The following is a 22,480-nucleotide window of genomic DNA, read 5'->3' on the forward strand; positions in this document are numbered from 1 at the left end:
TGTTTTAGAATACTTCTTTTACCTGATATTTTTTCTCTTTGAGGAGTTTTATTTTTTGATGCTTATTTATTAAGTATAAACTATCGGGATAATACAAAAGTGTATCTAATGAAGTATAAAGTATGTTTTTGTTCGCAATAAGTATTTCAATCTTTCTTACTTTTTCCGCTTGATAATCAATTTGTACCTTCTTAACCGGAATCTTTCTGTTTGATGATGTATAGACTATCTTATCCTTACTTTTTTGGATTTTAAAACTTCCTTTCCAAGATGCTTTGTTTATGTCTGCATTTGTGAAAATTGAAAATTCTTTATCCCAATCTTTAAGGTTTAAGTTTTTAGTTTCTGTTGAACCATCAATATTTACTTCCTTTAATATTTTAGGGTTTGATTGATTTAACCTCAAACTTTCATTTTTGAAATACCCTTTAATATCAAAATACAATAAATCTGCATTCGCTTTCAGTTCTTTTTCCTGATTGCAGGAAATTAAAACTAAGGCAAATACAGATACTATTATTTTTTTAATCATTATACTAAAACGTTACCTGTCATTTCTTCAGGAATGTTTACACCTAATATTTTTAAAACCGTTGGTGCAATATCGCCCAATTTACCATCGGCAATTTGCTTGTAATCATTATCAATTAAAATACAAGGAACTAAATTGGTGGTGTGAGCCGTATTTGGAGAACCATCTCCATTTACCATAAATTCAGAATTACCGTGGTCGGCAAGTAATATAAATGAATATCCATTTTCCAAACCTTTGCTAACTACAGTTTCGGCGCATTTATCAGCGGTTTCTACCGCTTTAATTACGGCCTCAAAAACACCTGTATGCCCAACCATATCCGGATTGGCAAAATTTAAGCAAATAAAATCTGCCCATCCTGTTTCAATTTCTTTTGTTATGGCATCGGTAATTCCTGATGCGCTCATTTCTGGCTGCAAATCATAAGTTGCAACTTTTGGTGAAGGAATTAAAATTCGTTTCTCGTTTTCAAATTCAGTTTCTCTTCCGCCAGAAAAGAAAAATGTTACATGTGGGTATTTTTCAGTTTCGGCAATACGGATTTGATTTTTACCCTGCTCAGCCAAAACCTCGCCTATGGTTTTTGTTAAATCATCTTTGGTAAAAACTACATTAACTTTTTCAAAACTTTCATCATAGGTTGTCATAGTAACATAATACAATGGCAGTTTATGCATTTGTTGCTCTGGAAAATCTTTTTGGGTTAATGCGGTTGTAATTTCCCTTCCTCTATCTGTTCTAAAGTTGAAGCAGATTACAACATCGTCATTTTTAATGGTTGCAATTGGTTCACCATTTGCAGAAGTAAAAACAACTGGTTTAATAAATTCGTCCGTTACACCTTCATCATAAGATTTTTTAATACTTGCTAATGCATCTTGAGATTTCTCGCCAACTCCATTAACCATTACATCGTAAGCTTGTTTAACACGCTCCCAACGGTTATCTCTATCCATTGCGTAATAACGGCCAATAAGAGATGCAAGTTTTGTTGATGAATTTTTAATGTGATTTTCTAAATCGGTAATAAAGCCTAAACCAGAATTCGGGTCGGTATCTCTACCATCTAAAAAAGCATGTACATAACTATTTTGCACTTGAGCTTCATTTGCGGCATCGCAAAGCGCCTTTAAATGTTCTATATGCGCATGAACACCACCGTTTGAAACCAAGCCAATAAAATGAACCGCCTTATTATTTGCCTTTGCATATTCAAAAGCATTAACCAAAATAGGATTGCTATGCAATTCTCTATCTGCAATTGCCTTATTAATTCTTCCAAGTTCTTGATAAACGACTCTTCCGGCGCCTAAATTCATATGGCCAACTTCCGAATTACCCATCTGCCCGGCTGGTAAACCAACAGCTTCACCAGATGCTTCTAATTTTGAATTTGGATATTTCTGAAGTAGTGAGTCGAAAAATGGAGTATTGGCAGCAAATGCAGCATCAGAATTATCGTGTTTTCCGTAACCCCATCCATCAAGAATAATAAGAGCAAGTTTTTTATTTTTCATTCGTTTTAAGTTTTAAGCCTTTTAGCATCCATTCATTAATTTTGAGGATATATTGGCTATAGCGGCAATATTATATATACAATTTTTAAAACATTCTAATTTAAATGATGTTTTAATGATTCTTTACAAAGCAAATATAAGTTTATTGAAGCTTATACAAATTAAGAAATCCTTTTTTTGATAAGCTAATGGCATAATTTTAGCTACATGATCAGTATAAAATACAGAAATGATCCGAAGCTTATTTTTATTTTTAGTTGCTATATCGCCGATTTATCGTTCTATTGGCCTTCAGGCAGATATTATCGATGATTTATCATCACATTTCAGATCAGGAAATTCAAAAGAAATTGCTAAAAATTTCGCACCAACAATTGAATTAATTATCATTGATGAAGAAGATGTATACTCAAAAGCACAGGGTGAACAAATTTTGAAGGATTTTTTTAGCAAACATCAACCTACCAAAACCAGTATTTTTCATCGGATAAATAACAGTCAGAATTATAGGTTTGGTGTAATCATGCTTAGCACCTCAAAAGAAAGTTTCAGGGTTTCTGTAACAATGAAAAAGTTTAATAATGTTTTTCTAATTACTGAACTCCGGATAGAACCTTCAAAAGATTAATCAAGTCTTTTTAAAGCTCCAAATTCCAGCTTAAATTGCCTAATCGTAAATAATTGTTATTTTTGAAGTCTAAAAACCATCATTTTGGATAAAGAACTTCTATCACAATTTATAAAAAATGCGCTTGCCGAAGATGTTGGCGATGGCGATCACACCTCATTATCAACAATTCCTGTAAATACACAAGGCAAAGCCAAATTGATTATAAAGGAAGATGGCATCTTAGCCGGAATTGAACTTGCCTCTTTAATTTTTGAGGAAGTTGATGCTGAACTAAAAGTTGATACATTATTAACTGATGGAACTCCTGTTAAAGTTGGTGATATTGCATTAACCGTTTCTGGAAGTACGCATTCTATTCTTGTTGCAGAACGTCTGGTTTTAAACTGTATGCAACGAATGAGTGGTATTGCAACTAAAACCAATAGAATTGTTTCCAAGCTAAGTAAATTAAAAACTAAGTTACTTGATACAAGAAAAACAACACCAGGTTTACGTTATTTAGAGAAATGGGCAGTAAGAATTGGTGGTGGAGTTAATCACAGAATTGGTTTATACGATATGATTTTAATAAAAGATAATCATGTTGATTATGCTGGTGGAATTGCCAATGCTATAAATTCTGCAAGAAACTACCTTCAAGAGCAGCATAAAAATCTACAAATTGAAATTGAGGTGAGGAATATTGAGGAATTAAATCAGGTTATTGAAGCTGGTGGTGCAGATAGAATTATGCTTGATAATTTTAGCTTCGAAAACTTAACAAAGGCTGTAGATTTAATTGATGGTAGATTTATAACCGAAGCTTCAGGAGGCATAACAGAAGAAAATGTAGAAGAATACGCGGCTTGTGAAGTCGATTTTATTTCTATGGGCGCTTTAACGCATTCAGTTAAAAGCTTAGATATGAGCTTAAAAGCATATTAATCTGTAATTTCATATATAAAGAAAAGCTTATTTTTTGTATCATTGTAGGCTATGGTCACGGTTTATTCTCTCTCTGCACTGTTATTTGCATACCTTTTTGGGTCTATTCCAACGGCGGTATGGTTAGGTCAGGCTTTTTATGGAGTTGATGTTAGAGAATACGGAAGTGGAAATGCAGGCGCAACCAATACTTTTCGCGTTTTAGGTAAAAAAGCCGGTATTGCTGTAATGATTATCGACATTGCCAAAGGCTACACTGCAACAAATCTTGCCTATCTGATAGGCATGTCTGTTACAGGTCCGCAACATTCTGTTGTATTTGTAAATTACCAACTTGCATTAGGCGTTACTGCTGTAATGGGGCATTTGTTTCCAATATTTGCAGGTTTTAGGGGTGGCAAAGGTGTGGCCACACTTTTTGGAATGATTTTGGCAGTTAACTTCCACGCATCTATGCTTTGTGTTCTGGTTTTCGTGGTTGTGTTATTGCTAACAAAATATGTATCGCTAAGTTCTATCTGTGCAGGATTTACGTTTCCATTAAGTGTTGTTTTTCTGTTTCAGGTTTCCATTAAATCTGAAGTGCTTTATGGTATGGCGGTTTGCGTTTTAATACTGGTAACACACCAAAAAAATCTCGAAAGGTTGCTGAAAGGCAAAGAATCAAAAGTGTATTTGTTTAAGAAAAAAACTAATTAATTAACAAAAACACATTCATCAAAACTTATTTGTAAGCGCTCTGTTTCACTTACAATATTTTACCAATCTTATTAAAAATCGCAATATGAAAAAGTTATTTTTAACAGCTGGTGTAGCTGGAGCTTTATTATTTAACTCATGTTCTACAGTTCCATTAACCGGGCGTAGCCGATTTGACTTAGTGAGTAATGATCAGGTTTTACCAATGGCTTTTCAGGCTTATAATACATTCTTAACTGAAAATAAAACTACAGTTTTACCCGCGTCAAATGCGCAAGCTTTAAAGGTTAAAACAATTGGTGCTAAACTTATTACTGCTGTAAAATCTTATATGAATAGCAACAACTACGGTAATTTAATTGCAGATTACCAGTGGGAAGTTAATGTTGTTCAAAACAATGAAAAAAATGCATGGTGTATGCCAGGTGGCAAAATTGTGGTTTACACTGGGATTTTGCCAGTAACGCAAGATGATGCGGGATTAGCAACTGTAATGGGGCATGAAATTGCCCATGCAATTGCTGGTCACTCGGCCGAAAGAATGTCAAATGAAATGGTTGCGCAAGGTGTTGGTGCTGCGGCGGGTGTTGCATTATCTAAAAACCCTAAAACGCAATCAATTTTTAACACACTTTATGGTGTCGGAACGCCAGTTGCCATGTTGAAATTTAGCAGAAACCAAGAATTAGAAGCCGATAGATTGGGTTTAATTTTTATGGCGATGGCTGGTTACAATCCTCAAAATGCCACGGCTTTTTGGAATAGAATGTCGGCAGCTTCTGCAGGTGCACAAAAACCAGCAGAATTTTTAAGTACGCACCCAAGTGATGCGACTCGAATTGCTCAAATTCAGAAATATTTGCCAGAAGCACAACAGTATTACAAGAAATAGTGTAAAGTTAAAAGTAAAAAGTTGAAGGTTGAAAGTTTAATGCTTTCAACCTTTTTTTATGCCCTTTGTGTTTATGAATTATTGAAACAGCCTCTGTAAGTGATTGTTTTGACTAACGACTAATGACTATTTCCCCAATACCTTCAAAATTGCACTTGCTTTCAGTAAACATTCATCATATTCTTTTTCGGCATCTGCTTGATAAGTTATTGCTCCACCAACTTGAAAGGATAAATATTTATTATTCTGATTATAAAGTATGCTGCGGATAATTACATTGAAATCAAAATCTCCATTAGGACTGATGCAACCAAAGGAACCTGAATAAACGCCTCGTTTAGAAAATTCAAATTCTTCTATTAATTGCATAGCTTTTACCTTTGGAGCACCGGTCATTGAGCCCATTGGGAATGCATTTTTAATTGCATCAATAAAATGGGTTTCTGGATTTAGTTCACAACTAATTGTAGAAATCATTTGATGAACTTGCGGGAACGTATAAATACCGAACAATTCATCAACTTTCACAGAGCCTTTTACTGCTGATTTAGTTAAGTCGTGACGAACCAAATCAACAATCATTACATTTTCCGCCTGCTCTTTTACATCATTTTTAAGGTTGATTTTGATTTGTTCATCTTCGGCTAAATCTGTACTTCTTTTTGCCGTACCTTTTATTGGTTGAGAGATTAATTTTGAATTCCGCTTACACAAAAAACGTTCTGGCGTAGCCGATAATATATAATGTTGATGAATTTTAAAGTAGCCTGCAAATGGAGTAGGGGAGATTTTATTTAACGATTCAAAAGTTTCTACAGGATTTATTGCTGCATTTTCTGCAAAAAACTCCTGACAAAAGTTTACTTCATAAATGTCTCCGCGAACAATATGTTCCTTTAAACCACTAACTTGATTTATATATTGACTTTTAGAGAGTTTTTGATTGATTTTTAGGTTTGGCGATGATGTTGCTTCTAAAACTTTAAAACTGTTTATCTCGTTTAAAATGGAATCATTTCCTAATAAAACTTCGGCTTTCCCATCTTTAAAACCGATTAAATGTTTTGGTGCAAAGAAATATAAATCAGGGAATTGTAGCTTATCCGCATTTGCAGAAAGCAAATCTTCGGTTTCATTTTTTAAATCGTAACTCAAGAAACCGAAAAGCCAGGTTTTATGGCTTTCATAAAATGATTTTAGCTTTTCAAGGGCATACCCAGAATTTGTTTTTAGTTCAGCCTGAACGTCTGCAGCAATAAGAAATTCGTAAGCAGAATATGTATCTGTATATTGATTAGAATCTAAAAAGCAGCAAACATCAAATTGGTTTGCCCAATGCAATGCTTTTTGTTTAAAATCTGATATGTTTTGTGTGGTTTTCAAGCAGCGGCAAAGGTAACTAAACCCGACATAAGTGGAAAGCTTACGGTTGCAGAATCTTTAATTTCCTTATAACGTAAACCGTAACTTGAAACATTGGCGGGACTGAACGTAAATAGATTTACTAATATTGCTTTCCAAATAAAAAAAGCAATCCTAAAATAAGGATTGCTTTGTATGTTATTAAGCTTTTAAGTTACTAAGATGCTGAAATAAATTCAGCATGATGATTGTGTTAACGTAACTCCAAAGTTTGTGCTCTATCCGGACCAACCGATAAGAATTTAATTGGTACTTCTAATTCTTTCTCCAAGAACGCAATGTAATCGTTCAATTTAGCTGGAATTTCATCAATAGAAGTAATTTTAGTAACGTCAGTTGCCCAACCATCAATCGCTTTTAACACTGGTTTTGGTTCAATCGAGATAATGTCGTAAGGCATATAATCAATTGTTTCGCCATTATATTCGTAGTGCGTACAAGCGTAAATTGTGTCGAAAGTGTCTAAAACATCGGCTTTCATCATAATTAATTCGGTAACACCGTTTAACATGATGGCGTATTTCAAAGCTGGAAGGTCAATCCATCCACAACGGCGTGCACGACCAGTTGTAGCGCCAAATTCGTGACCTAAAGCACGTAAGTTTTCGCCAACTTCATTATCTAATTCAGTAGGGAAAGGACCGCCGCCAACGCGTGTACAATAGGCTTTGAAAATGCCGTAAACTGCACCAACTTTGTTTGGCGCAATACCTAAACCGGTACAAGCACCTGCAGTAGTTGTGTTGCTAGAGGTTACGAAAGGGTATGAACCAAAATCAACATCTAACAAAGTTCCTTGAGCACCTTCTGCTAAAACTGCTTTTCCTTCTTTTAAATAACCATTTACAAAGTGTTCGCTATCTACGTGAGGAATTGATTTTAAAAACTCGATTGCTTCAAAAAACGCTGCTTCTTTTTCAGCCAATTCATATTCAAATTCGTAATGAGAAAGAATTTCTGTGTGTTTTTCTACCAGTTTTTGATAACGCTCTTTGAAATCTGGAAGTGTTGTGTCGCCAACGCGTAAACCATTACGACCAGTTTTATCCATATAGGTCGGACCAATTCCTTTTAAGGTAGAACCGATTTTATTTTTGCCCATGCGAGCTTCGTTAGCTGCATCTAATAATTGGTGGCTTGGTAAAATTAAGTGTGCTTTGCGGGCGATAACTAATTTGCCTTCGGCAACTGGATCATGGCCAGCTTTTTTCAAATTATCTAGCTCTCTTTTTAAAATAATTGGATCGATAACTACTCCGTTACCGATGAGATTCATGGTTTTATCGTTAAAAATACCCGATGGGATAGTATTTAAGACAAACTTTTTACCATCGAACTCCAAAGTATGTCCGGCGTTTGGGCCACCCTGAAAGCGGGCAATAAGATCATATTTCGGACTTAGAACGTCAACGATTTTTCCCTTTCCTTCATCGCCCCATTGCAGGCCGAGAAGTACATCTACTTGCGTCATTATTAAAAAATTAAGCTGGTTTTATTTTTTTGGATTGATTTAATTTGCTTCAATTTTTGCAGTTGCTGCTGCATGTTCGTTTACTTTATTTGCCATGCTGCAATCTGAGCAAAAGCCATAAAGGTTTAACGAATGGTGTTTAACATCGAATTTTAAAAGATCGCCAACCATGGTTTGGATTTGGTGAATTCGAGGATCGCAAAATTCTACAACCTTACCGCATTCGATACAAATTACATGGTCGTGTTGGCGGTAACCATAAGATTTTTCGAATTGTGCCATGTTTTTACCAAACTGATGCTTGGTAACCAAATCACAAGAAACCAAAAGCTCTAAAGTATTATATACTGTAGCGCGGCTTACACGATATTTTTGGTTTTTCATGTGGATGTAGAGTGTTTCCACATCAAAGTGATCGTTTCTTGAATAGATTTCTTCCAATATTGCGAAACGCTCAGGTGTTTTACGAAGATTTTTGTTCTCTAAATAAGCTTCAAAAATCTTGCGAACAAGTTCATTTGTTTTCTGTTCTGACATAGTTTTTAAACTCCGTTCAAAGGTAGTTAAATTGTTGGATTGTTGTAGCTTTTGATTGTTGAAATGTTGTAATAAGTAGGAGGTTTAAAGACCACAGTCCGAAGAAAATGATCCTCAAAGTCAGAATTTCTGAAATAATACTTAAAAACTTTTGACCTCAGACTTCTGACTTCCGACTATTTAAGCATCAAATCTGGTAACACCAGTTACGCCACGTACTTCCATTAAATTCTTAATTAATTTTTCCAGATGCTCGGTGTCGTTTACAAAAATCATTATCGAACCATCAAAAATACCTTCATTTGTATCAACCGTAATGGAACGCATATTCACCTTAAAATCGTTAGAAATTACTTTAGTGATGTTATTAATTAAACCAACATCATCGATACCCATAATGCGCAAGCCAGTTAAAAAAGTTAGTTCTTTTTGCTTGTTCCATTTTGCCTTAACAATCCGATAGCCATAATTCGACATTAATTGTGCTGCGTTCGGGCAGTTTGTACGGTGAATTTTAATGCCTTCACTCACGGTAATAAAACCAAAAACATCATCTCCAGGAATTGGATTGCAACATGCAGCAAGCGTATAATCTATCTTTTGCATGTCTTCACCAATAAGTAAGATATCAGATTCTGGCCCTTTAATTTTACCTTTTATAGCATCAACACTTAAATTTTCAGGTCGCTCAGGTCCGCGGGTTTCAATTTCTTTCTCACTTACCAGATATTCCTTAATATCTTTAAGTTCTATTTTACCTAACGCAACCTGAATAAATAACTCTTGTGTTGAAGAAAGCTTAAAGAAATAGCTGATTTTGTTTAAATTATCAGTGTTATAAGTGATTTTAAGCGACTTTAACTTACGTTCTAAAATCTCTTTTCCAGTTTCGGCAATTTTTCTTTTTTCTTCCTTCAGGGATGATTTTATCTTAGATTTTGCCTTGGCCGTAACCACAACATTTAACCAATCTTCTTTCGGCGCTTGTTTGCTCGAAGTAATGATTTCAACCTGGTCGCCGTTTTGAAGCTTATAAGAAATCGGAACAAGTTTGTGGTTTACCTTTGCGCCAATACAAGTTGCGCCAACATCGGTGTGGATTTCAAAAGCAAAATCTAAAGCTGTTGCGCCTAATGGTAATTGAATTAAAGCACCTTTTGGCGTAAAAATGAAAATCTCATCAGAGAATAAATTCATTTTAAAATCATCCAGAAAATCCAAAGCATTAGCTTCAGGGTTGTTCAGCATTTCGCGAACTTTCTGAATCCACTGATCCAAGCCGTTATCATTGCTCGATTCTTTATATTTCCAGTGCGCTGCAAAACCTTTCTCCGCAATTTCATTCATGCGTTGTGTACGTATCTGTACTTCAACCCATTGTCCGCGAGGCCCCATTACAGTTGTGTGCAATGATTCATAACCGTTTCCCTTCGGGGATGAAACCCAATCTCTTAAACGATCAGGGTTTGGACGATATAAATCAGTTACAATCGAATAAGCCTTCCAACAATCTGCTTTCTCGTTTTCGTATGGGCTATCTAAAATAATCCGGATGGCAAAAAGGTCATAAACCTCTTCAAAAGGAATATTTTTCTTCTTCATTTTATTCCAAATGGAATGAATAGATTTTGGGCGACCGTAAACCGCGGCAACTAAACCTTGCTCATGTACAATTTCATCAATTGGTTCAACAAACTTCTTGATGAATAGATTTCGCTCTGCTTTTTTCTCATTTAATTTTTTGGCGATAAATTTATAAGTTTCAGGCTCAAGATATTTCATCGAAAGGTCTTCAAGCTCTGATTTTATTGCATATAAACCTAAACGATGGGCCAAAGGCGCATATAAATAGATGGTTTCCGAGGCGATTTTCAATTGTTTATGACGAGGCATAAAATCCATCGTACGCATGTTGTGCAACCTGTCTGCTAATTTTATTAAGATAACCCTAACATCATCAGCTAAGGTTAACAACATTTTACGGAAATTCTCTGCTTGCAGCGAGCTATTGGTATCAAAAACACCAGATATTTTGGTTAATCCATCAATAATTTTGGCGGTTTTTTTACCAAATTCACGTTCAATATCATCTAACGTAATATCTGTATCTTCAACAACATCATGTAGCAAAGCACAAACAATCGATGTTGTACCCAAACCAATTTCCTCGGCAGCAATTTGCGCTACAGCAATTGGGTGATAAATATATGGTTCTCCAGATTTTCTCCGCATATCTTTATGGCTTTCAAGTGCCATATCAAATGCTTTTCTGATTTCTTTTTTATCTCCTTTTTGCAATGTGGATTTGCTTGCACGGAGTAATGCCCTATATCTTTTTAATATTTCTTTCTTCTCTGCCTCTAAATCAATCACTAACTCTGTTTTCATTTGTATTTTTTGCGTAAAATATTGCGTCTTATTATTCAATAAAACTTATATTAGTTTTATAAAACTCCTAATATATGAAATAACCCCTAACTTTGTTGAGGTATAAATTTATGAATTTTAAAGGGCTTATCATTCTATTTTTTGTCATCATTTTTAGTGCAACATTGCAAGCACAGGAAAATGTTGAGCCTGTTTTTCCAAAATTGGGAAAATTAGATACCATTAGAGTTACCTCTACAAATGATAACGGTGTTATGATTCCCTGGATGCAGCTTTACGATGTAACAATTACAGCGCCGCATATTTTTAAATCTCCGGCAGAACAAGCTGCTTATAATAGGTTGCGTTACAATGTTTTAAAAGTAATGCCTTATGCCTTATTTGCTAAACGCAGATACGAGCAGTTAGAACGTGATTTGGTGACGACTACAGAGAAAAAACGCCAGAAAGAGTTGGTTAAGCAATGCGATAAAGAAATTAAAGATATGTTTAACCGCGAGATAAAAGATTTAACAATTACTCAAGGTCAAATTTTAACGAAGCTTATTGATAGGGAGGTGGGACGTACAACATATGACATTGTAAAGCAAACAAAAGGTGGCTTTGCAGCGTTCTCCTATCAGGTTATTGCCAGGGTTGTTGGCCATAACTTAAAGAGCGAGTACAACATTAATGAGGAGCGAGATATTGAATCAATAATCAGAGCTTCTGGATTCTACCAATAATACGTAATGAAAGAAAATACTCCTAATATCTATTCATTCAAGGTGAAGAAGATAACGGGCGACGAGCAGCCGCTTTCAGCTTTCCGAAATAAAGTTTTGTTAATTGTTAATACTGCTTCAGAATGTGGTTTTACACCACAACTTGGCGAATTGCAAAAGCTTAGAGATGAGATTGGAAATCCAGATTTTGAAATTTTAGGTTTTCCAACAAATGATTTTGGCAAACAAGAACCATTGAATGGTGATGACATCAGCAATTTTTGCGAAATAAATCATGGCGTTAAATTTCCGGTTTACGATAAAATAATGGTTCGTGGTGCACACGCACACCCGCTTTATCAGTTTTTAAGTGATAAAAAGCAAAATACTAAGCTAACCTCAACCCCAAGGTGGAATTTTCATAAATACCTTATCAATAAAAAAGGAGAAGTGGAAGATTATTTTTTTCCATTTACTAAACCTTTAAGCTCAAAAATTAAGAAAAAAATCCAGCGCCTGCTGGATGCAAAATCATAATGAAATTAGATATTTTAGTTATAGCTGTTCATCCTGACGACGCAGAACTTTGCTGTTCGGGAACGATATTAAAACACATTGCCTTAGGTAAGAAAGTTGGAATTGTAGATTTAACCAGAGGAGAACTTGGTACAAGAGGTACAGCGGAAACCCGCGATGAAGAAGCTGCAGATTCTGCAAAAATATTAGGTTTACATGCCCGTGAGAATTTAAGATTGCGTGATGGTTTTTTTCAGAATGATGAATTTAATCGCCTGGAAGTGATTAAAGCGATTAGAAAATATCAACCGGAAATTATTTTAAGCAATGCACTTGAAGACCGTCATCCTGACCACGGCAGAGCAGGAGATTTAGTTTACGATTCAGTATTTTTATCTGGTTTACCAAAAATTGAAACCGAAGTTGATGGCCAGAAACAAATTGCACATCGCCCAAGACTATTGTTACAATACATTCAGGATAGATATTTGAAGCCAGATATCATTGTAGATATTTCCGAACATATGGATAAGAAAATCGAATCTATAAAAGCATTCAAAACTCAATTTTACAATCCTGATGTTGATGGTTTGCAAACTTATATTTCATCTCCTGAATTTTTTGAAACGGTAGTAGGCCGTTCAAGAGAGTTTGGTAAAAGTATTGGCGCAACTTTCGGCGAAGGCTTCACTTCCAGAAAATTGTTAGGTGTAGATAATTTATTCGATTTAAAATAAACTTTTTACCACCTAAGGTTTTCGAAGATTTCTTAGGTGGTAAACAATCATTTCCAACAAAATCGTCCTTTATTTGTTACTCTCAAAACGAATAATAATGGCGAACATATTCTCTTCAATCAAAAACGCGTACAATCTTTTTAAGCATGTAGATTTTGCCAAATTAGATGCGCTTTCTAAAAAAGTAGATTTACCTAAAATGGTCGAAACAATTTCAAGCCTCGATGATAAACAAATCTCGGGTATGATGAAAATGATGGGCGGCTCGGGTAAAAAGAAAGAACTCCCACCAATAGATGGCGATTTTTACCAATTAGGTGATGAAGCATTGAAAGATGAGGACCGTGCATTACAGCTAAAAGTTAGGGCTTTTCTTGAGAAAGAAGTGAAGCCAATCGTAAACCATTATTGGAATAAGGCCGAGTTCCCTCATGAAATTATTCCAAAACTAGCCGAACTTAATATTTGCGGTTTAACCTATAAAGGTTATGGCTGTCCGGGAAAATCAAATTTGATGGAAGGGATTTTAGCGATGGAAATGGCTAGAATTGATACTTCGCTTTCAACTTTTTTCGGCGTACAAAGTGGTTTGGCAATGGGTTCAATATATTTATGCGGCTCAGAAGAACAAAAGCTACAATGGTTGCCGTTAATGCAAAAGTTTAAAATTATTGGTGCTTTCGGTTTAACTGAGCCTGAAGTTGGCTCTGCAGCAGCAGGCGGTTTAACTACAACTTGCAAGCAAATCAACGGAAAGTGGATTTTAAATGGGCAGAAAAAGTGGATTGGTAACGCAACTTTTGCCGATATTTTAATTATTTGGGCCAGAGATGAAGATAGTAGCGATGTAAAGGGTTTTATTGTTAAGAAAGATAATCCGGGTTTTGCAGTAGAAAAAATGCAAGATAAAATGGCTTTGCGAATTGTACAGAATGGAATTATAACCCTAACAAACTGCGAAGTTGAAGAAAGCGACCGACTTCAGAATGCCAATTCTTTTAAAGATACTGCCAAAGTTTTGCAAATGACCAGAGCAGGCGTTGCCTGGCAAGCTGTGGGTTGTGCCCGTGGTGCTTACGAAAATGCTTTGGATTATACTCGAACCAGAAAACAGTTTGGAAAACCAATTGCGTCATTTCAATTAATTCAAAACCATTTGGTCGAAATGTTATCGAATTTAACCGCAATGCAAACTTTGTGTTTCAGGTTATCTCAATTGCAAGATCAAGGTCTGTTAAAGGATGAACACGCATCATTAGCGAAGGTTTTTTGCTCTTTGCGTACACGAGATGTTGTAAGTAAAGCTCGCGAAGTTATGGGCGGAAACGGAATTTTATTGGAGTATAATGTGGCTCGTTTCGTAGCCGATGCCGAGGCAATTTACTCTTACGAAGGCACTAAAGAAATTAATACGCTAATTGTTGGTAGGGCTATTACAGGCTTTTCGGCATTTGTTTAAATCAAATTTTCTTATTTTTTTCCTCAATCCATAGAGACATATACTTTGTAGATTGATTGGTATGGTGATTTAAAATTTGGCCGATGAAGTTATTTTGGCGGTGTTGAGCTAAGTTTAAGCTGTCTAATATTGAGATAAAGTTCTCTGAAATTTCTGCATTAGCATATCGTTCATTAATAATATGGACAGCATTTTGCTGCGCTGAAATCCAAGCTTCTTTGTCGTTATACAATTCAGCAGCCTTTTCAATAAAAACCTCCAAATCATCCTCAATAATGCCACTCCAGTCAAACGGACCCTTCATCGCTTCTGCACCAATTGTTGTGGTTACAGATGGCGTTCCAACTTGCATGGCATCAATAAATTTACCTTTTACGCCAGCACCAAACTGAATCGGAGCAAGCAAAATTCTACTTTTTAATATTTCTTCCCTGGCATCTTTTGCTCTACCGAGGATGAAAAAATTCTCCTTTTTATTTTCGAGTTGTAAAACTTTTTGCGAAACATAAGCACCATAAATATTCATGCTCGCATGCGGAAGTTTTTTTCTTAGTACAGGCCAAATTTTTGTTTTCAAGACCTGAACCGTATTCCAATTAGGCTCGTGAAGAAAATTTCCAATGAATATGAAATCTGCTCTTTCTTCAAATGGAATCCAATTTTGGATAATTTTTGGTGTAATTTTTCGCTCTAGAAATGGCAGGTAATAGAGTAAAGCAGAATCAATTTTGAATTTCTCCTGGAGAAGATTTATCTCAGTTTCTGAAATAATTAAAGAAATATCACATCGTAAAATCGAAGCAATTTCTCTTTTGGCAACATCGTTAAATAAATCTAAACCTTTACTTTTTTTATTGCTTTGCTGTCTGGCGTTTCTTAAAAAGTGTAAATCTTCAGTATCTAAAATTCTAAGTGCGTTTGGACATTCTTGTTGCACTCGCCATCCATATTGTTCTTCAACCATAAACCGGTCGAATAAAATAATATCTGGCATTAAATTTTTTAGAAATGAATTGAAGCTATTATCATTTAGCTTTATTTCTTGCTCAACAACTTTTTTATCGCTAAAATCATAACTAAAATCGCTTTTTGATGCAGCCGAGGCGAAAGTAACATCGTAGCCGTTATCTAGAAATAAATCAACTAATTGAATCATTCGAGTACCAGCTGCAGATGAAGTAGGCTCCGGCCAAACAAATCCAATTATCAATAATTTCTTTCCCTTCATGGTTCAATATTTCTGCAAAATAAAGGTTTTTTATTAGGGTTGAATTAATTTCCCGCAGATTTAAGAAGGATTAGGGTCGCAGATGATCGCAGATTGTTAATAATATTTAAAAATCCATTTAAATCTGCGGTTTTAAATCTGCTTCGATCTGCGGGAAAATCTTATTTTTGCAACTCAATTACGAATAACCACATGTTAGGATTAAAATTATTAACAGACCCACGTTGGGCAAATATTGCTGAATCAAATTTAGAAGAAATCCTATCTGACCATGCCTGGTGCGAACAAAAAGCGGCTTCAAATGCTATTACACTAATCACTCAAAATTCAGAACATCAGGATTTGGTTGATGAATTAACCGCGATTGCAATTGAAGAAATGCAGCATTTTAAAATGGTAATTGAAATTATAAAACAACGTGGTTACACCTTAACTCGCGAGCGGAAAGATGATTACGTTGGCCGTTTGGTTAAATTCAGCAAAAAAGACGGGAGTAGAAACCAGGCTTTTATTGATAGGTTATTGTTTGCAGCCATGATTGAAGCCAGAAGCTGCGAGCGTTTTCGCGTGCTTTCTCAAAATATTAAGGATGAAGAATTAGCCAAGTTTTATCACGAATTAATGATTTCTGAAGCAACACATTACACCACATTCTTAAATTTTGCGAGAAAATACAGCACAGATGTTGATGTTGATAAACGCTGGAAAGAATGGTTAGATTTTGAAGGTAATTTAATCCAAAGTTTCGGCACAAAAGAGGCGATTCATGGGTAGTCTGAAGTTGGACGTCCGAGGGCAGAAGTTTTTGCCTTTAAATGCTATTTTTTATCTTCTGACTTATGTCTCCCGACCTCTGGCTTATGAATATTCCACAGCCAAATCACAATATCCTGATAACTATTAATGCCTTTTTTCTGATTGTTAAGTTTTAAGAAACTATCAAAGGCGGCATCCATATAACCAAACATTTCGCCATTATACTTACGCCAAAATTCTTTTTCAGTTTTAAAGTCGGCCAAAACTCCAATAGATAATTTATCATGTAATATTTTATAATCTTCGGGAGATTTTATTTTGATTTCAAATAAAATATACCTGAGCATTTCATAATTTCCAGAATATTGGTAAGGTAAATTCGGACTATTACTTGCGGTTAAGTAGCCCAATAAATTAGCCTCATCTTCGTAAGCAATACCTAATTGATGAGCAATTTCATGGCAAGAAACGTAAGGTTTTATAAATTCAGGAAGATTTGTATTTATGTTGGCTTCGCCAGATAATGGCGCATAATAACCTTCGATACCAGCTTTGCTAACCAAATAGGGATTTAATACAGCTTTTAAACAAGGGTTTGAATATCTGAATAATTGATTTTTACTTTCCATTATTTGATAAGCCTTTGCCGAATTAACCTCTAATTCTTTAATACTATATTTTGGATTTTCTTTCTGTTTTAGCTTTAAATCATTTGTCTTTCTTACGAAGTAGTCACCTAATAAAACCAACTCTTTCACCGAGTATTTTTCGTTACCAATTCCTAACTCTTCGCTAATACTTGGGCGACTATAATTTAAACCCCAAACAATTTTGAAAACTATGTATAAAACCAGAAAGAAATTTAAAATCTGTAATGGAACCGTGATTCTATGTTGCCTTAGAAGTTTCTTTCTGTTTTTAATGAACTTGTAGATTCTGTAAACGGAAAAGATGATTAATATCGCATAAATAATATCGCCAATGGCAATTGGAAAAATTGAAGAAATATACCTTAAAGCTGAAGAAATATATGGGTAGATTCCTATAGAATAATATTTTTGAACAGCCGAAGGAAATAAGCCAAAAAGAAAAATCAGTAAAGATAGGCTGATTAGAATGGTAAATATTTTATAAATCGAATGCTTAAACAAATTAGTAATGCCCTTTTAATGAATAAATATGTAGTGTATCGTTAACAATATCATAAATTATCCTGTGTTCTTCGTTTATTCTTCTAGACCATTGACCAGACAAATCATATTTTAACTTTTCTGGTTTCCCAATACCGATGTAAGGATTTTCTTTAATAGCGAATATCAATTGTTCTATTCTTCTCTGAATTGCCCTATTGCCAGATTTTTTCCAATATTCAAAATCAACAATTGCTTTTTCGTGTAATTCTATTTGCATACCTAAAGCAGATTAAATGGGATGCAATAAATAGGGTAAGGATCTCTATCTTATTTCCAGATATCTTCAATGTCGATTTTTTTACCTTGTTTACCCGATTTACGGGCACTTACGCCATCGAAAACCTCTTTAACAAATTCAGGATTGTACGAATTTTCCTCAGTTTCAAAATCAATTTTCAAAACTTTCATTACTGCTTTTAAGGCTGTAGCTTGTTCTTCGCTTTTTGGATGTACGATTAATGTTTCCATTTTAATAATACTTAATAAACAAATATAACAAATCTATCTTTCAAAAGTTAATCGCTTGCCAATCTGGTCTGTTGTGAACCTGCCCTTTTGATAGGCTAAATTACCGGAAACAAATGTATGAGTAACACTTGCCTGAAAAGTATCGCCATCAAAAGGACTCCAGCCACATTTATAAAAATTATTAAGCTTGGTTACTTTCCACGAATCTTTTAAATCTACCAAAACTAAATCTGCCCAATAACCTTCACGTACAAACCCACGCTTTTCAATATCAAAACATATGGCAAGGTTATGCGCCGTTTTTTCAACTATTTTTTCTAGCGATATTTTGCCTTGCAAATGCATTTCTAACAAAGCCGGTAAAGCGTGTTGTACTAATGGTCCGCCAGATGGAGCTTGGGCATAAGGCTGATTTTTTTCTTCTAAAGTATGTGGTGCATGGTCGGTTGCGATAACATCAATATTATCATTTAAAACACCTGCTAAAATTCCATTTTGGTCTTCTTCAGTTTTTACAGCAGGATTCCATTTTATGAAATTACCTTTTGTTGCGTAATCTTTATCATTAAACCAAAGGTGATGAACACAAGCTTCGGCTGTAATTTTTTTATCTTTTAATGGAATTGAATTATCGAAAAGTGCAATTTCTTTTGCAGTAGAAATATGCAAAATATGTAGTCGGGTTTGGTATTGTTTCGCTAATTCAACCGCTAAAGATGATGATTTATAACAAGCCTCTGCACTTCTTATTAAGGGATGCATGTCTATATTTAAATCATCACCATATTTTTCTTTAAAGGCTGCAAGGTTGTGGCGAATAATTGCTTCATCTTCGCAGTGAGTTGCGACTAAAATTGGTGCTTTACTGAAAATGTTTTCTAAAGTTTTTTCGTTATCTACCAACATATTGCCTGTTGATGAACCCATGAAAACTTTAATACCGCAAACGTTTTTAGGATTAGTTTTTAAAACTTCTTCAATATTATCATTGCTTGCGCCCATGTAAAATGAATAATTCGCTAATGAGGTTTCTGCAGCGATTGCATATTTATCGGCTAGTAATTCTTGCGTTAACGTATTTGGAACTGTGTTTGGCATTTCCATAAACGACGTGATTCCACCTGCTACGGCAGCCATACTTTCGGTAAAAATATCTGCTTTATGCGTTAAACCCGGTTCACGAAAATGAACCTGATCATCAATCATACCTGGTAAAAGATATTGTCCTTCGGCATTAATTTCTTGCACGCCAGGTGCTGAAAGGTTTTGACCGATTTTGGCAATAAATCCATCTTTAATTAATACATCGGCAACAATTTTTTGGCCTTCGTTTACAATTGTGGCGGCTTTTATCAGGTAAGCATTCATGGTTTCAAAGGTAGTAAATTGGGTTAATTGTTTAAATGGTAATTAGGTTAATTGTTAAATTGTAAATTGATTAACATTGCCTCTACATAATTTTATGTAAAAGAATGGGGTGCATGCAAGTTGCAAACTGAGTTTATTTTACTGTTTTGAGTAAACTAAACCTGACAGGAGCGAGCACGAATCCTGATTTTTCTCGGGAGAGTAAAGCGGATGGCAGGACTAACCTTAAAATGAAATGCTGAAATTGCTTTTCGGAAATATAAAGGCACCTTGCTTCTGCTTAGTGTTTCAGCTTTCCACTTTGGTCTTTCAGCTTTGAGCTTAATTAGCTATTTTTGGGCTTTTAATATAATACATGAGCATTTCCACCAAGTACAACCCTGCAGAAACAGAAGATAAATGGTATAGCTATTGGCTATCGAAAAAATTTTTTCACTCAGAGCCTGATGAGCGTGAGCCTTACACAATCGTAATTCCGCCACCAAATGTTACCGGAGTGCTGCACATGGGGCATATGTTAAACAATACGATTCAGGATGTTTTGATTCGTAAAGCCCGTATGCAAGGTAAAAATGCTTGCTGGGTTCCTGGAACTGACCATGCCTCTATCGCTACTGAAGCGAAGGTTGTGGCGATGTTAAAGGAACAAGGCATCAATAAAAAAGACCTTTCTCGTAAAGAATTTTTGAAATATGCCTGGGAATGGAAGGAAAAATATGGCGGTATTATTTTAGAGCAGCTTAAGAAATTAGGTGCAAGTTGCGATTGGGATCGTACGCGTTTTACGATGGAAGATGATTTATCGGAAGCGGTAATCGATTCTTTTATTCATTTGTATAAAAAAGGATGGATTTATCGTGGCATCCGAATGGTAAATTGGGACCCGGCTGGTAAAACTGCTGTTTCTGATGAAGAAGTTATCCGTAAGGAGGTAAATCAAAAACTGTATTATATTAAGTATCAGGTATCAAGTAACAAGAATCAAGACGAGCCTGAATATTTGACTGTGGCGACTACGCGTCCGGAAACGATTATGGCTGATGCTGCAATCTGTATTAACCCGAACGATGAACGTTTTACACATTTAAAAGGTAAAAAGGTTTTTGTGCCGTTGGTTAATCATGAAATTCCGGTAATTGAGGATGAATATGTTGATATAGAATTTGGTACAGGTTGTTTAAAGGTTACGCCAGCGCATGATTTGAATGATTATGAGTTGGGTGTTAAACACAATTTACCCGTTACCGATATTTTAAATGATGATGGAACTTTAAACGAGTTGGCCGTAATTTTAGTGGGCGAAGACAGATTTGTTGCCCGTAAGAAAATCGCTAAATTATTAGATGAGGCCGGTCATTTAGAAAAGGTTGAAGATTATAAATCGCAAGTGGGTTTTTCTGAACGTACAGATGCTGCGATTGAACCTAAACTTTCGATGCAATGGTTTGTAAAGATGAAAGAATTGGCGCAACCTGCGTTGGATGATGTTTTGAATGGTGAGGTAAACCTGATTCCGAATAAATTTGAAAACACTTACCGCCATTGGATGGAAAACGTTCGCGATTGGAACATTTCTCGTCAGCTTTGGTGGGGACAACAAATTCCGGCTTGGTACGATGATAAAGGAAATTGGGTTGTAGCCAAGACTAAGGATGAAGCTTTAGAAGAATTCTGGAAGAAAAAGCATTTAGATGAAAGTTGTTCTGAAAGTGAAAAAGCTGGATTTAAACATCAATTAGAGCCTTTCGTTAAGCAAGATGAAGATGTGATGGACACCTGGTTTTCATCGTGGCTATGGCCGATTTCGGTTTTCGATGGTTTCAAAAATCCGGATAACAAAGACATGAATTATTACTATCCAACCAATGATTTGGTGACCGCACCAGAAATTATGTTTTTCTGGGTGGCACGTATGATTATGGCCGGGCATGAGTTTATGGGCAAAAAACCGTTCACAAATGTGTATTTAACTGGTATTGTTCGTGATAAGTTGGGACGTAAAATGTCTAAATCATTAGGCAACTCGCCCGACCCGATTGGCCTAATTGAAAAATACGGCGCTGATGCGGTTCGTGTAGGTATGTTGATGTCATCTCCAGCTGGAAATGATTTAATGTTTGATGAAAGTTACTGCGAACAAGGCCGTAATTTTGCATCAAAAATCTGGAATGCTTTCCGTTTGGTTAAAGGTTGGGAAGTTGATAAAAATTTAGAAAATCCAAATACGCAAGCGATTTCCTGGTTTGAAAACCGATTTAACGAAGCTTTGGTAGAAATTGAAGCTAACTTTAAGCAATATCGTTTATCAGAAGCTTTAATGACCACTTACAAATTGGTTTGGGATGATTTCTGTGCCTGGTACTTAGAAATGGTAAAACCAGCTTATCAGCAACCAATTGATGCTGAAAGTTATAAAGCTACGGTTGGCTTTTTCGAGCAAATTATCAAATTGTTGCATCCAAATATGCCTTTCCTAACAGAGGAATTATGGCATGATGATTTGTTTGCAGAGCGTGGTGAATTGGATTGTTGTATTGTTGCCGAATACCCGAAAGGTGGCGCAATTGATGAGCAATTATTAAAAGACGCGGAGGTAATTAAAACTGTTGTTGCAGAAATTAGAAATGTTCGTAACCAGAAACAAATTTCGCCGAAAGAAGCTTTGCCTTTAAGTTTGAAAGTAAATTCTGGTATTGATTACGAAAAATGGTTAAATATTGTTTTCAAACTAGCTAATGTTTCAGAAGCTGAGATTGTTAACGATAAAATTCCTGGTGCAACTGCTTTTATGGCTGGTAAAGATGAATTCTTTATTCCTTTAACCGAAAATATTGATGTTGATGCAGAACGTACTCGTTTAAATGCTGATTTAGTTTATCTGCAAGGTTTCTTAAAATCAGTTGATGCAAAACTTGGTAACGAACGTTTTGTTCAAAATGCAAAGCCAGAAATTATTTCCAATGAGCGTAATAAAAAAGCAGATGCTGAAGCGAAAATCAAAATAATTAAAGAGAGTTTAGCAATGTTAGGCTAAT

The 22,480-nt window shown here is 35.3% G+C and carries 21 protein-coding genes; 10 read left to right on the forward strand and 11 right to left on the reverse strand.

Features of this window, described 5'->3' with window-relative positions; genetic code table 11:
* Positions 1-4 precede the first annotated feature (4 nt).
* On the reverse strand, positions 5-532 hold the full coding sequence (locus R2Q16_RS15315) for a hypothetical protein (RefSeq protein WP_316738159.1): 528 nt from the start codon (positions 530-532) through the stop codon (positions 5-7).
* Complete coding sequence (gene gpmI / locus R2Q16_RS15320) at positions 532-2,052, reverse strand: 2,3-bisphosphoglycerate-independent phosphoglycerate mutase (protein ID WP_316738161.1); 1,521 nt, start codon at positions 2,050-2,052, stop codon at positions 532-534. Before gpmI ends, R2Q16_RS15315 begins: the two co-directional genes overlap by 1 nt.
* A gap of 229 nt (positions 2,053-2,281) precedes the next feature.
* On the opposite strand from gpmI, the gene R2Q16_RS15325 reads away from it, so the two are divergent.
* The 4 genes from R2Q16_RS15325 (at position 2,282) to R2Q16_RS15340 (ending at position 5,198) form a co-directional block, all read left to right on the forward strand.
* Positions 2,282-2,680: a DUF4783 domain-containing protein gene (locus tag R2Q16_RS15325; RefSeq protein WP_316738163.1), complete on the forward strand. Its 399-nt coding sequence runs from the start codon at positions 2,282-2,284 to the stop codon at positions 2,678-2,680.
* An 84-nt stretch (positions 2,681-2,764) separates the two neighbouring features.
* On the forward strand, positions 2,765-3,607 hold the full coding sequence (nadC, locus tag R2Q16_RS15330; protein WP_316738164.1) for a carboxylating nicotinate-nucleotide diphosphorylase: 843 nt from the start codon (positions 2,765-2,767) through the stop codon (positions 3,605-3,607).
* Positions 3,608-3,658: 51 nt separating this feature from the next.
* A complete protein-coding gene (gene plsY / locus R2Q16_RS15335) occupies positions 3,659-4,306 on the forward strand; it encodes a glycerol-3-phosphate 1-O-acyltransferase PlsY (protein WP_316738167.1) in 648 nt (215 codons plus the stop codon).
* A gap of 85 nt (positions 4,307-4,391) precedes the next feature.
* The gene (locus tag R2Q16_RS15340; RefSeq protein WP_316738168.1) at positions 4,392-5,198 is read left to right on the forward strand and encodes a M48 family metallopeptidase; all 807 of its coding nucleotides are present in this window, start codon (positions 4,392-4,394) and stop codon (positions 5,196-5,198) included.
* Positions 5,199-5,324: 126 nt separating this feature from the next.
* On the opposite strand, the gene R2Q16_RS15345 is transcribed toward R2Q16_RS15340, so the two are convergent.
* From R2Q16_RS15345 to R2Q16_RS15360, 4 genes are all read right to left on the reverse strand, one after another.
* Positions 5,325-6,581 carry an anthranilate synthase component I family protein gene (locus R2Q16_RS15345; RefSeq protein WP_316738169.1) on the reverse strand — a complete coding sequence of 419 codons (1,257 nt, stop codon included), beginning with the start codon at positions 6,579-6,581 and terminating at the stop codon, positions 5,325-5,327.
* Positions 6,582-6,813: 232 nt separating this feature from the next.
* Positions 6,814-8,091, reverse strand: coding sequence for an adenylosuccinate synthase (locus R2Q16_RS15350; protein ID WP_316738171.1), 1,278 nt, complete (start codon positions 8,089-8,091; stop codon positions 6,814-6,816).
* Between the two features lie 39 nt (positions 8,092-8,130).
* Positions 8,131-8,628, reverse strand: coding sequence for a transcriptional repressor (locus tag R2Q16_RS15355; RefSeq protein ID WP_316738173.1), 498 nt, complete (start codon positions 8,626-8,628; stop codon positions 8,131-8,133).
* Positions 8,629-8,808: 180 nt separating this feature from the next.
* The gene (locus tag R2Q16_RS15360) at positions 8,809-11,016 is read right to left on the reverse strand and encodes a bifunctional (p)ppGpp synthetase/guanosine-3',5'-bis(diphosphate) 3'-pyrophosphohydrolase (protein ID WP_316738174.1); all 2,208 of its coding nucleotides are present in this window, start codon (positions 11,014-11,016) and stop codon (positions 8,809-8,811) included.
* A gap of 110 nt (positions 11,017-11,126) precedes the next feature.
* Between R2Q16_RS15360 and R2Q16_RS15365 the strand changes: the two genes are divergently transcribed.
* From R2Q16_RS15365 to R2Q16_RS15380, 4 genes are all read left to right on the forward strand, one after another.
* Positions 11,127-11,741: a DUF4294 domain-containing protein gene (locus R2Q16_RS15365; RefSeq protein WP_316738175.1), complete on the forward strand. Its 615-nt coding sequence runs from the start codon at positions 11,127-11,129 to the stop codon at positions 11,739-11,741.
* Positions 11,742-11,747: 6 nt separating this feature from the next.
* A complete protein-coding gene (locus tag R2Q16_RS15370; RefSeq protein WP_316738177.1) occupies positions 11,748-12,257 on the forward strand; it encodes a glutathione peroxidase in 510 nt (169 codons plus the stop codon).
* The gene (gene bshB1, locus R2Q16_RS15375) at positions 12,257-12,973 is read left to right on the forward strand and encodes a bacillithiol biosynthesis deacetylase BshB1 (RefSeq protein WP_316738179.1); all 717 of its coding nucleotides are present in this window, start codon (positions 12,257-12,259) and stop codon (positions 12,971-12,973) included. Before R2Q16_RS15370 ends, bshB1 begins: the two co-directional genes overlap by 1 nt.
* A 97-nt stretch (positions 12,974-13,070) precedes the next feature.
* Positions 13,071-14,432: an acyl-CoA dehydrogenase family protein gene (locus R2Q16_RS15380; RefSeq protein WP_316738181.1), complete on the forward strand. Its 1,362-nt coding sequence runs from the start codon at positions 13,071-13,073 to the stop codon at positions 14,430-14,432.
* A 1-nt stretch (position 14,433) separates the two neighbouring features.
* On the opposite strand, the gene R2Q16_RS15385 is transcribed toward R2Q16_RS15380, so the two are convergent.
* Complete coding sequence (locus R2Q16_RS15385; protein ID WP_316738184.1) at positions 14,434-15,660, reverse strand: glycosyltransferase; 1,227 nt, start codon at positions 15,658-15,660, stop codon at positions 14,434-14,436.
* Between the two features lie 192 nt (positions 15,661-15,852).
* Here R2Q16_RS15385 and R2Q16_RS15390 point away from each other — a divergent pair, with 192 nt between their 5' ends.
* Entirely contained in the window at positions 15,853-16,434 is a 582-nt protein-coding gene (locus R2Q16_RS15390; protein WP_316738185.1) for a tRNA-(ms[2]io[6]A)-hydroxylase, read from the forward strand.
* Positions 16,435-16,478: 44 nt separating this feature from the next.
* Here the strand turns inward: R2Q16_RS15390 and R2Q16_RS15395 are convergent, their stop codons facing one another.
* The 4 genes from R2Q16_RS15395 to R2Q16_RS15410 are packed head-to-tail and all read right to left on the reverse strand — an operon-like array spanning position 16,479 to position 19,445.
* Positions 16,479-17,567 carry a DUF3810 domain-containing protein gene (locus R2Q16_RS15395; protein WP_316738187.1) on the reverse strand — a complete coding sequence of 363 codons (1,089 nt, stop codon included), beginning with the start codon at positions 17,565-17,567 and terminating at the stop codon, positions 16,479-16,481.
* 1 nt (position 17,568) lies between these two features.
* On the reverse strand, positions 17,569-17,826 hold the full coding sequence (locus R2Q16_RS15400; RefSeq protein ID WP_316738189.1) for a Txe/YoeB family addiction module toxin: 258 nt from the start codon (positions 17,824-17,826) through the stop codon (positions 17,569-17,571).
* Positions 17,827-17,876: 50 nt separating this feature from the next.
* Positions 17,877-18,077: a DUF2683 family protein gene (locus R2Q16_RS15405; protein WP_316738191.1), complete on the reverse strand. Its 201-nt coding sequence runs from the start codon at positions 18,075-18,077 to the stop codon at positions 17,877-17,879.
* Positions 18,078-18,110: 33 nt separating this feature from the next.
* Entirely contained in the window at positions 18,111-19,445 is a 1,335-nt protein-coding gene (locus R2Q16_RS15410) for a dihydroorotase (protein WP_316738192.1), read from the reverse strand.
* A gap of 355 nt (positions 19,446-19,800) precedes the next feature.
* Here R2Q16_RS15410 and R2Q16_RS15415 point away from each other — a divergent pair, with 355 nt between their 5' ends.
* Positions 19,801-22,479, forward strand: a complete 2,679-nt coding sequence (locus tag R2Q16_RS15415) for a valine--tRNA ligase (RefSeq protein WP_316738193.1) — start codon at positions 19,801-19,803, stop codon at positions 22,477-22,479.
* Position 22,480 lies beyond the last annotated feature (1 nt).

The organism is Pedobacter aquatilis (assembly GCF_032678425.1).
Taxonomy (GTDB): Bacteria; Bacteroidota; Bacteroidia; order Sphingobacteriales; family Sphingobacteriaceae; genus Pedobacter; species Pedobacter aquatilis_B.